Here is a 10,878-nt window from a genome sequence, read left to right on the forward strand (position 1 = left end):
TGCGCATCCCGACCCTGCTGTTCGTGAACAAGATCGACCGGCGCGGGGCCCGCCAGGACGGTGTGCTGCGCGAGATCGCCGACCGGCTCACACCGTCGGCACCCTTTTCGATGGCCTTGTGCGCGAACTCGTTGCTGATGACGTCGTGGAGCACGACGCCTCCGTAGGAGTGCACGGCCTCGTTGATCTCCGGCCGCGCACCGAGCGACGTGATGACGATCGGCACCTGGTGCTTCACGATCACGTCCATGTCGTGATCGAGGCGGTCGTTGGAGCGGTGCACGATCTGGTTCACCGCGAAGGGGGCGACGACGGCCTGCGGGTGCGCGGCCGCGTAGGACGCGTTCTCCTCGGTGATGCGCTCGATCCAGTCGGACAGGAGCGAGGCGGGCCGAGCGTTGAGGGCCGGAAACGAACCGATGATCCCGGCCTGGCACTGGGCGATGACCAGCTCGGGGCCGGAGGCGATGAACAGCGGCGAGCCCACGACGGGAAGCGTGAGGGGCAGGGAGAGAACAGGGGGCAACGGCATGACGAGTCCTTCAGGGGGTTGGGGTCAGCCCTGTGGAGGGCTCGGCACTCTGCGTCGGCCGTCGGGTTCCGGGCGCAGGTGCGGACTGACAATGTGGATCATGAGGGGTCCCGGGCCGCACACAGAGTCCTCCGTCCACGGTCCTGTACGGATCAGGCCGTACCGCTGGCCGCGGTGTGCTCGGCGTACATCGCCTCGATCTGCGTGGCGTAGTGCTCATGGATCGGCCCGCGGCGCGTCTTGCGGGTGTGGGTGACGAACTCACTGCCGGGCTGCCAGTCCTCGGCCAACACGATGTGGGCACGGACCTGTTCGGGCCGGGACAGGACGGCGTTCGCCGCGGTCAACCCCGTCTCGATTGCCGCACGGACCACGAGATGCCGGCACAGTTCGGCAGGTTCTCCGTCCAGACCGTGGCGTACAGCAAAGGCTGTGACCGCATCGGGATCGGGCACCAGCAGCGCGGTCACGAAGGGGCGGGCATCGCCGATCACCACCGCGTGCGCGAGCAGCGGGGAGTGGGAGAGGACGGCTCCCTCGATGGCGGCCGGCGACAGGTTCTTGCCGCCCGTGCTGATCATCAGGTCCTTCTTGCGGTCCACCAGGGTGATCGCGCCGTCCGGGTCGATGGTGGCGACATCGCCGGTCCGCAGCCAGCCCCCGGCGGTGAACGCGGCGGCGGTCCTCTCGGGGGCGCCTCGGTATCCGCGCATGACGATCTCGCCGCGGACCAGCAGCTCGCCGTCCTCGGCGATCGACGCTTCCACTCCCGACACCAGACGGCCCACCGAAGCCACGGGGGCCTCACCGGGAGGCGAGTAGGTCACCATCCCCGACAGCTCGGACATGCCGAGGCCACTGCTCACCGGGATGCCCAGGCCGCGCAGGTTCAGCAGCAGGTTCGACGCGATCGGCGCGGCACCCGAGGCCGCCACCCGCAGCCGGTCCAGGCCGAACCGCTCCCGCAGCGGTGCCAGCACCTCGGAGTCCAACGCCGCCCAGCGGTCGGCGAGTTCGGCGGTGAGCCGGCCGTCCTCGGCGGCCTCGGCGTAACGCAGACCGAGACCGGGGGCCCCGGACAGCGCCTGTCGGCGTGCCTCGTCGGGTTCACGTTCTGCGGCCTGCTCCAGTGCCGCTCGCAGGCCGTTGTAGAGGCGTTGCCAGATCTGCGGCACCGCTCCGAAGACCTGAGGATGGACGTCGGCCAGGGCGGCGGCGATGTCACGGGGCTTGCCGACGGTCGTCAGCTCGGTTCCCGCGGTCATCTGCGTGTAGTGCGAGGACCAGCGGTCGGCCATGTGCGCGGAGGGCAGGAAGGAGATCATCCGGTCGAAGGCGGTGATACCGAGCCGCTCGTTCGAGGCCGCGCACAGGGCGAGTTCGGCCTGGTGCGTGATCTCGACGCCCTTGGGCTGCCCGGTCGTACCGGAGGTGTAGATCAGCGTGAGTACGTCGTCCGGACGCACCGAGCCCCAGATCGCCTCGAAGTCGAAGCCCGGCACCGTGCGGGCGGAGACGTCGTCCAGGGACAGGGTCCCGGGGAAGGCGCCGTCGACGGTGACGACCGTCGCGTCCACCGCGCGAGCGGGACGGTCGAGCACGGCCAGGAAGCACTCCTCCGTGATCACCACACGGGCCCGCGAGTCCCTGAGCAGATGCGCGACCTGCTGGGGCGAGGAGGTGTTGTAGACCGAGAACGGGATCGCCCCCAGATGGAGGAGGGCCGTGTCGGCGACGTGGAACTCGGGCCGGTTGCGCAGCATGAGCGCGACCGTGTCGCCGCGGCGCACACCGAGAGCCGTCAGCCCCTCGGCAAGTGCCCGGACGCGGTCGGCGTACTCCGACCAGAGCAGGGTCTTCGTGTCTCCGACGGTACGCAGGGCGACCTGGCCGGCCTGGCGCGCGGCGGTCCGCTGGAACGCCTCACAGAACGTCCGGGGTTTGGTCGGCATCACCAGGCAGCTCCTTCGCTGTAGGGGAACGGGCTTGTCTCGTGCGGGCGCCGAGCGAGGCGGCGGGGCCGCGGCCGTGAGACACCAGCGGACTTCTTCACGTAGCGGCGCGGCGGGCCGACTCTCCGCGACTCCCGATGTCGCGGCGCACACGCCGGGCGGCGGACGTGGCAACACTGTCGCCTCACTATTGGTGACCCGTCAATAGTAGCCGGGCAATTTCGCTCCAGTTTATTGACGGGTCGCCAATAAGAGGCGGCGGCGATACCCTGACAGCGGCCCCGTCTCGCTCACCTGCAACTCCATCGGCGGCCACGAGCTCCACGCCGACCTCGGCGCGCGCTTCCCCTCGACCCGCACCGCCTCACCGAACACGCAGGGCGTTCCGGCCCGGCGAGGGCGAGCGAGGCGCTGACCCGACGCCCGCGACCACGTACGCCCTAGACCAGGACCGTGAAAAGATGCGGCGATGACAGCCTCTTCCTCCGCCGAAGACCGGCCACGGATCCGGATGGAGCCGGAAGCCCGCCGCGGCCAGATCATCGCCTGCGCACGGCGCGCCTTCGGCGAGAAGCCCTACGGCGCGGTGTCACTGGCGGACATCGCACGCGAGGCCGGCGTCACCCGTGGCCTGGTCAACCACTACTTCGGCGGCAAGCGCGAGCTGTACCTGGAAGTGCTGCGCGAGATGGTCGCCGTGCCCGACTACGTGCTGGAGCGGCTGCCCAAGGGCACGCTGGAGGAGCGGGTGAACGGCGTCGTCGACCGCTTCCTCAGCGTCGTCGACCGCAACCGCGGCATGTGGCTCGTCACCGTCGACGCGCTGTCGCACGGCCATGACCCCGACGTCGACGCCGTCATGCGGGAGGCGGAGGAGGTGACCGTCGACCAGACCCTGCGCGCGCTCGGCATCGACCCGGGCACCGAGTCGGACGAACCGCTGCGCGGCATGTGCCGGGCGTTCGCCGCGATGACACGGTCCGCGACCAACGAGTGGCTCAACCGCGGCACCCTGAGCCGGGAACAGACGTTCACCCTCCTTGAGCGCACCCTCCTGCTGATCATCACGGAGTTCGGGCCGGAGAGCCGCGGGAAGTGACGGCACGCGGGCCGAAGTAACTCCGCGGATTTCGACGTACCCCCTGCGTACAGGACGTCCCGAGGCACGGAACCCCGCGCGCTCAGGCTCTCCCGTCGACCCTTCACGCCGCCTATTGTCGGGTCGCCAATAACGTGTTAGGTTCCGAATACGACCCCGGCGGCACCGCGAGCATCCCGCCCACGCCCGCCGCGGCGGCACCTGAGCCCGCGCACCGGTCGCGGACATGTGGAGCGCCTCGTTGCTCTGAAGCGCATCGAGGCTCCACATCGAGACCGCCCCATAACCCAGAGTCCGGCCGCAAGGGCATCGAGCCCACCGCTGTGCGGTCGCCGTGATCGCCTCGTACAACGCGGCGCCTACAGGTCTCTCCCCCGCCAACGCCCCTTCGCCGACCCGACCATCACCGCAAAGCGAGGAACGACATGACCGCGCCGACCGGCCTGCCGACGATGCAGGAGACGACGTATGACGTCGACGGAAAGAAGATCTTCGTCGCGGAGACGGGCGACGGACCACCGGTGGTGATGCTGCACGGCGGCGGCCCCGGCGCCGCCGGTGTCTCCAACTACACGCGCAACATCGCCGCGTTGGCCGAGAGGTACCGGGTCATCGTGCCCGACATGCCCGGCTACGGCCGCAGCAGCAAGGGCGTCGACAGCGCCGACCCCGTCGGGTACCTCTCCCGCCACATCCGCGGCCTGCTGGACGAACTCGGCCTGGACAAGGCCCACTTGGTCGGCAACTCCTACGGCGGCGCCTGTGCCCTGCGCCTGGCCCTGGACACTCCCCACCGGGTCGACCGCATGCTGCTGATGGGCCCCGCCGGCATCGGCACCAGCCGCACCCTGCCCACTCGCGGCGCCAGGAGCCTGCTCGGCTACTACACCGGCGAGGGACCTTCCCGGCAGAAGCTGGAGACGTTCATCCGCGACTACCTCGTCTTCAACGCCGCCGCCGTCCCGGAATCCGCCATCGAAGACCGCTACCAGGCCAGCATCGACCCTGAGGTCGTCGCCTCTCCGCCCACCAGGCTTCCCTCCGGGCGGGGAGCACTGCGCGCCCTGTTGAAGATGGACTTCACCCGAGACCCGCGCCTGAGCCGGCTGTCCGTGCCCACCCTTGTGCTGTGGGGTGCCGAGGACAAGGTCAACCGTCCCTCCGGTGCGCGCATGCTGGCCGACCGCATGCCCAACTGCGACCTGTACATGGTGGCCAACACCGGGCACTGGGTGCAGTTCGAGCAGGCCGACCTGTTCAACCGTCTCTGCTCCGACTTCCTGGGAGGCCACCGATGAACACGTACGAGGGGCCCGACGCCCCGTCGGTCTTCGGAGCCGTCCACCTCGGCTACATGATCATCGAGACCAACCGCTTCGCCGACTGGCGCCGCTTCGGCGTCGACGCCATCGGCATGCATCACGACGAGCTCTCCCGCGACCTGATGCGCTTCCGCATCGACGACCAGGAGTGCCGCTTCCTGCTGCGGCGCGGCCCCGCCGAGGACGTCGTCACCACCGGCTGGCACATCGACGACCACGTCTCGTTCGAACAGATCGAGGCCCGCATACGCGCCCACGGCGTGCCCCTCGTCGTCGGAACCGACGAGGAAGCCGCCCTGCGCGGCGTCGAACGCCTGCTGCGCTTCCCGGGACCCAAGGGCATCACGCAGGAGATCTACACCACCCCGGTGAAGTCCGCCGAGCCCCTGCGCATGCTCGCCTCCGGTTTCGTCACCGGCGATGCCGGCATCGGACACATCGCCCTGACCTCCACCAGGCCGACGCAGATCCGCAGTTACTTCAACACCGTCTTCGACGCCCGCCTGAGCGACTACATCGACGAGACCATGAGCGGCCTCAAAGTCAAGATCCGCTTCCTGCGCGTCAACGAACGCCACCACACCATCGCGGTGGGCAACGCCCTCCGGCTGCCGATCGACCCGATCCGCACCCGTGTGCAGCACCTCAACATCCAGGCCGCCACCCTCGACGACGTCGCCCAGAGCTATCAGCGCGTCCACGAAATGGGCTTCGGCTCACTGACCGTCGGCCAGCACACCAACGACCGTGAACTCTCCTACTACGCCCGCACCCCCTCCGGCTTCGACTGGGAGGTCGGCTGGAACCCCATCGTCGTCGACGAAGCTACGTGGGAACCCAGCACCCATCAGGGCATCAGCATCTGGGGACACCTCCCCGTCGGCGAGACCATCCTCGACAAGCTCGCCCAGTTCCGCGTCGGCGCCCGCTCCCTGGCTCACCAGGAGAACACCGTGCCCGCCCTCAGCGGTACGGGCATCGCCGACGACTGAGACGCCATGCCACCGGCGCGGGCCGCCCCACGGCCGCGCCGAGGGCCGGAGGTGTGAGTACCCGGCCGTAAACCGTGGACGAGGACCTGTGGGGCCCGGACGGGACGGTCCCGCTCAAGGCGAGTTCACGCAGGTGGCCTTCGCCGATCACACCGCTCGGGCGTCACAGGCTGCCGAGGTCGGCCACGATCGACACCTTCGCCTCACGGACGCTGAACCTGGCGTCCACGGCGGCCTGCAGTTCGCGGATCGCGCACAGGAACTCGGTTCTCTGCCGGGTCGGCGTCGAGCGCGCGGAACACCAGCGGCAGTTCACGCCAGAAGTGGCCCCATCGCAATGCCCTTGCCCGGCACTCATCGGTCCGTCCGTGGGCGCGACTGCCGCCGTGTCACTCATCTCGGTGCCGGGGGCCGCTCACAGCGAGCGGGCGACAAGTTCCTTCATGACCTCGTTGGCTCCGCCGTAGATGCGCTGGATCCGGCCGTCGGTGAACATCCGGGCGATCGGGTACTCGGCCATGTAGCCGTAGCCGCCGTGCAGTTGGAGGCAGCGGTCCACCACCTCGGTCTGCCGGTCGGTGATCCAGTACTTGGCCATCGAGGCGGTGGCGGCGTCCAGTTCGCCGTTCAGGTGGCGCTGGACGCAGTCGTCGAGGAAGACTCGGGCCACGCGCGTGGTCGTGGCGCAGTCCGCCAACTCGAAGCGCGTGTTCTGCAGTTCGAACAGCGGCCGCCCGAAGGCCTGCCGCTCCTTGGTGTAGGCGACCGTGATGTCCACGGCGGTCTCCAGCCAGGTCAGCCCGAGCGCGGCGACCAGCAGCCGCTCCTGAGGCAGTTGCTCCATCAGCTGCGTGAAGCCGAGGCCCTCGCGGGGGCCGAGCAGGTTCGCCGCCGGGACGCGCAGTTCGTCGAAGAACAGCTCCGCGGTGTCGGTGCTGTGCTGGCCGATCTTCTTCAGCACCCGGCCGCGCTGGAACCCGGGCGTGTCCTCATCCACTTCGGCGACCAGGAGCGAGACCCCGCGGGCGCCCTGATTCGGGTCGGTCTTGGCCGCGACGATCACGAGGCCGGCGTTGTGGCCGTTGGTGATGAATGTCTTCGCGCCGCTGATCAGATACTCGTCACCCGCGCGGACCGCCCGGGTCTGGATGCCCTGGAGGTCGGATCCGGTACCCGGTTCGGTCATGGCGATCGCGCCGAGCAGTTCGCCGCTCGCCATCCGGGGCAGCCAGCGACGCTTGTGTTCCTCGGTGCCGTAGGCGTTGAGGTAGTGGGCCACGATGCCGGAGTGGACGGTCGTGGGCATGGCCCCCGCGCCCGCTTTCATCTGCTCCTCGATCAGCACGATCTCGTGGGCGATCGTGCCGCCGCCACCCCCGTACTCCTCCGGGATCGACACGCACAGCAGGCCCAGCTCGCCCGCCCGGCGCCACAGCTCCTTCGCGGGGAACCCCTGTCGGGCGAACTCCTCCTCGCGCGGCGCCGCCTCCTTCGTGAAGAAGGTGCGGGCCAGGTCGCGCACGGCGTCCAGCTCGTCGGTCAGCCATGGGGATCGGTATGCCGTCGTGGTCATGCGACACCCTCGCAGTCTTCGTAGTGTCCTAATGGTCATTAACTTTCTGCATCTCCTACCTTGCTGTCAAGGATGGAAGTGGATGACAATCAACCTAGGGATGATTAACAAGAGAGGCTGGAGATGTCCTCCTACCAGCAGATTCGCTATGCGCTGACCGATCGGGTGGCGACCATCACGCTCGACCGCCCCGCGGCGCGCAACGGCTACACCCTTCGCATGGCGCAGGAGCTGCGGGACGCCTTCGCGTGCGCCGACGCCGACGAGGAGATCCGGGTCGTCGTCCTCACCGGTGCCGGACGGGACTTCTGTGTCGGCGCCGACCTCTCCAAGGCCGGCTTCGACGTCGACGGAGCGGGCGCGGCGGATCTGCCGCCTCTGGAACTGGAGCCCGCCGGCAGCGTCAGCGCCCGCATGTTCGCGATGAACAAGCCCGTCATCGCCGCCCTCAACGGCGCCGCCGTGGGCGCCGGCGCGACCGTGCCGCTGGCCGCCGACTTCCGACTGGCGGCCCACGACAGCAGGTTCGGCTTCCCGTTCACCCGGCGCGGCATCGTCGCCGAAGGCGGATCCACCTGGTTCCTGCCCCGCCTGGTGGGCCTGTCCACCGCTCTCGACTGGACGCTCACCGGGCGGGTGTTCGGCGCGGAGGAGGCGCTGCACTCAGGGCTGTTGCACAGCGTCCACGAGCCCGAGGCGCTCATCGACGCGGCCCACGCACTCGCGCACGAGATCGCCGAGCACACCGCCCCGGTGGCCGTCGCGATCACCCGGCAGATGATCTATCGTCTGTCCTCGCTCGACTCACCCGACCGAGCCCACCAACTGGAGACCCAACTGGTGCGCCTCCTGACGCTCAGCCCGGACGCCGCGGAAGGTGTCACCTCGTTCCTGGAACGCCGGCCGCCGAAGTTCCCCGGCCGGATCGACGACGGTCTCCCGGACTTCCTGCCATGGGCCGGTGACAAGTGAGCCCACCCACCGGCGCGGTCTCCCGGCCAGGAAAGCCCACGCGCCGCGACCAGTTGGGGGCGATCGCCGCCGGACTCTTCGCACGCGAGGGCTACCACAACGTCTCCGTCCAGGACATCGCCGCGGCCGCCGGGCTCAGCGGGCCCGCGCTCTACCGCCACTTCCGCGGAAAGCAGGCCGTGCTCGCCCACATCCTGCTCGCCGGCCTCGACGAGGCCGGTCGAGTCCTCGACGGGTGCACCCACGACGACACAGGTCCGGAACTGCCCGAGGCCTACGCGCAGTTGGCGGCTCTCGTCGTCGCCCGGCCCGAGTTCGGCATGATCTGGCGGCGCGAGCGTCGGCACCTCGCACCCGAGGACGCCATCGAGGTGAGAAGGCGCGCGGTGCGCATCGGTACGCCATTGATCCGCGCGCTACGGAACCAGCGGCCCGAGTTGGGGTCCTCCGAGGCGTCTCTGCTCACCTGGGGGGCGCTCAGTGTCCTGGGGAGCATCTCCGACCACCGCGTCCGGCTGCCACGTGCGGCCTTCGAGGAACTCCTCACGGCCATCGCCCTGAACACCCTGGCGACCGACCTCACCGCTGCCTCCGCACCACGGCACTCCCCCGCGAGCACCCCGTCCCTGCTGGACGCCCGGCGTGAACAACTCCTCGCCGTGTCGGCCCGGCTCTTCCGGGAGCGCGGTTTCCACGCGGTGACCATGGAGCACATCGGCGCCGCGGCGGGCATGGCCGGGCCCAGCGTCTACACCCACTTCGCGGGCAAGACCGACCTGCTCCAGACCGCCGCGAGCCGGATCCGGGAACGCCTTCGGCAGAACGTCACCGCCGCGCAGGCGGCCGGGCTGCCCGCGAGCGACACTCTCGACCTGCTGGTCCTCTCCTACGTCGACACGGTGCTGGACTACCGGGACCTGGTCGCCGCCTACTTCGCCGAAGGCCACAACCTGCCCGAGCGCGACCGCACGGAGCTGCGCCGCTTCCAGCGTGCCTTCGCCGCGTACTGGGCGGAGGTGACGGGAGCGGCGGCGCCGAGCCCGGACCCGAAGGAGATTCAGGTCCGCGTCCATGCCGCGTTCGCCGTCGTCAACGACCTGGCACAGACCGGCCAGTTCACCGCTCGCCCGGCCTTGGCGGCGGAGCTTCGCGCCCTCATGCACGCGGTCCTGACCAAGCGATAGCGCCGGTCTCCCGCGCCACGGTCACCGAGCTCCAACGGACGACAAAACATGTTGGCCGGCCGCCGACGAACTGCGAGGATGCGCGTGTTTCCCGGGCGGAGGATATTTGTTCGTTTTCGTGTGTGCGGGCTGCGGCAGCGAGTTGACCACCCCGCTGTCCCAGGTCGCACTGCCGGTCCACGCTCATCAGCTGTACGGGAACGGGATCCAGCTTCCGGTACTCATGCGGTCAGGGACGTTCGCCGTGGACCCGGACGACAGCACGCCCGGGGCGAGTGTCATCGCGCCCGGTGACATCCGTGGAACCCGGCTGATTCCTGAGCGGCGCGGCACCGCCTGCTGCGGCCTCGACGGAGTCGACGGTCCCAACCTGGCCTGCGAGGCCTGTGACCTTCCCGTGGCGACCAGAGTCGACGACTGCTCGCTCTGGCAGGCGGTGTGGCTCGGCCCGGACGCCGTGCGTCGCATCCCCGTCGACGGTGTCCATGCCGCGCCCCTCTCCTGGGCGGAGCTGGCCGAGGACGGGGAGAGAACGCCCCCGTTCGAGCCGATCGCCACGTGGGGAGGACGGTTGGGGTCGAACCACTACTGGTCGTGGAGTCCGCAGTGGGAGGCGGCGGCCGGCCAGGCGCTCGCCCACCTGCTGGCCGCCTCCCAAGGGCAGCCGGTGCAGGTTCCGGCCGGTCTGACCGGGGACATCTTCCAGCGCGCGCTCGACACGCTGCTGCCCGCGGGTCCACCGAAGCGGCACGCCGTCCTGGCCGGACCGGGACGGCCCTCCCCTGCCGCGGGCGTCGACATCCTGCTCGTACCGGTCCACCCCCAGACGGGTCGGACCTGGGCCCCCGCCGGCCCGAGCGCGTCCGCATACCTGGTGCCTCTGCCGCTGGGGGTGTGGCTGTGGCTGGTCTCTCCCCAGCCCTCCTTGCCGGTCCCCGCGACGGGCCGCCTGCCCCGAGACGTCCTCCGCGACGACCCGCCCCCGCTGCTCCCCCACTGCCTGTTCCGGGCCGATCCGGGAACGTTCCGGCACACCTTGGTCCGGCTCCCGGCCGTGCGCGACCCGTGGCTGCGCACGATCCTCGAAAACCTCACGCGGGGCACCTCGGCCGGCCTTTTCTAGCTACCTCGCAAAAGGGCCTGATCAAAGCGTCAACCATCGAAATTCTGCACGATTCTGTGTGTACTGTGCTGCGCATGCCTCCCCGAGGGGACGCGGACTCGCCCCTGCCCGACTTCCCCCTGGAACCGA

10 protein-coding genes are annotated in these 10,878 nt (G+C 69.7%); 6 read left to right on the top strand and 4 right to left on the bottom strand.

Going from position 1 to position 10,878, the window contains the following annotated elements; all coding sequences use genetic code 11:
- Window positions 1–532 (bottom strand): NAD(P)H-dependent flavin oxidoreductase (locus ACWDR3_RS22430; protein ID WP_450354347.1); only part of this gene is annotated, 532 nt, incomplete at its 3' end.
- 152 nt (window positions 533–684) lie between these two features.
- Window positions 685–2,484 (bottom strand): AMP-dependent synthetase/ligase, encoded by a 1,800-nt coding sequence (locus tag ACWDR3_RS22435; RefSeq protein WP_450354289.1) that lies wholly within the window; start codon window positions 2,482–2,484, stop codon window positions 685–687.
- A gap of 469 nt (window positions 2,485–2,953) precedes the next feature.
- Between ACWDR3_RS22435 and ACWDR3_RS22440 the strand changes: the two genes are divergently transcribed.
- The 3 genes from ACWDR3_RS22440 to ACWDR3_RS22450 all read left to right on the top strand — a co-directional run bounded on the left by ACWDR3_RS22440 (window position 2,954) and on the right by ACWDR3_RS22450 (window position 5,897).
- The gene (locus tag ACWDR3_RS22440; RefSeq protein WP_450354290.1) at window positions 2,954–3,583 is read left to right on the top strand and encodes a TetR/AcrR family transcriptional regulator; all 630 of its coding nucleotides are present in this window, start codon (window positions 2,954–2,956) and stop codon (window positions 3,581–3,583) included.
- Window positions 3,584–4,008: 425 nt separating this feature from the next.
- The gene (locus ACWDR3_RS22445) at window positions 4,009–4,881 is read left to right on the top strand and encodes an alpha/beta fold hydrolase (protein WP_450354291.1); all 873 of its coding nucleotides are present in this window, start codon (window positions 4,009–4,011) and stop codon (window positions 4,879–4,881) included.
- Entirely contained in the window at window positions 4,878–5,897 is a 1,020-nt protein-coding gene (locus ACWDR3_RS22450) for a VOC family protein (RefSeq protein WP_450354292.1), read from the top strand. The genes ACWDR3_RS22445 and ACWDR3_RS22450 overlap by 4 nt, the downstream gene beginning before the upstream one ends.
- 163 nt (window positions 5,898–6,060) lie before the next feature.
- On the opposite strand, the gene ACWDR3_RS22455 is transcribed toward ACWDR3_RS22450, so the two are convergent.
- A complete protein-coding gene (locus ACWDR3_RS22455) occupies window positions 6,061–6,213 on the bottom strand; it encodes a hypothetical protein (RefSeq protein ID WP_450354293.1) in 153 nt (50 codons plus the stop codon).
- A gap of 99 nt (window positions 6,214–6,312) precedes the next feature.
- Window positions 6,313–7,470 carry an acyl-CoA dehydrogenase family protein gene (locus tag ACWDR3_RS22460; protein WP_450354294.1) on the bottom strand — a complete coding sequence of 386 codons (1,158 nt, stop codon included), beginning with the start codon at window positions 7,468–7,470 and terminating at the stop codon, window positions 6,313–6,315.
- Between the two features lie 123 nt (window positions 7,471–7,593).
- Here ACWDR3_RS22460 and ACWDR3_RS22465 point away from each other — a divergent pair, with 123 nt between their 5' ends.
- From ACWDR3_RS22465 to ACWDR3_RS22475, 3 genes are all read left to right on the top strand, one after another.
- Window positions 7,594–8,442 carry an enoyl-CoA hydratase-related protein gene (locus ACWDR3_RS22465; RefSeq protein ID WP_450354295.1) on the top strand — a complete coding sequence of 283 codons (849 nt, stop codon included), beginning with the start codon at window positions 7,594–7,596 and terminating at the stop codon, window positions 8,440–8,442.
- Window positions 8,439–9,626, top strand: a complete 1,188-nt coding sequence (locus ACWDR3_RS22470; protein ID WP_450354297.1) for a TetR/AcrR family transcriptional regulator — start codon at window positions 8,439–8,441, stop codon at window positions 9,624–9,626. Before ACWDR3_RS22465 ends, ACWDR3_RS22470 begins: the two co-directional genes overlap by 4 nt.
- A 106-nt stretch (window positions 9,627–9,732) precedes the next feature.
- Entirely contained in the window at window positions 9,733–10,749 is a 1,017-nt protein-coding gene (locus ACWDR3_RS22475; RefSeq protein ID WP_450354299.1) for a hypothetical protein, read from the top strand.
- The last annotated feature ends 129 nt before the right edge of the window (window positions 10,750–10,878 follow it).

The organism is Streptomyces sp. NPDC001002 (genome assembly GCF_053599215.1).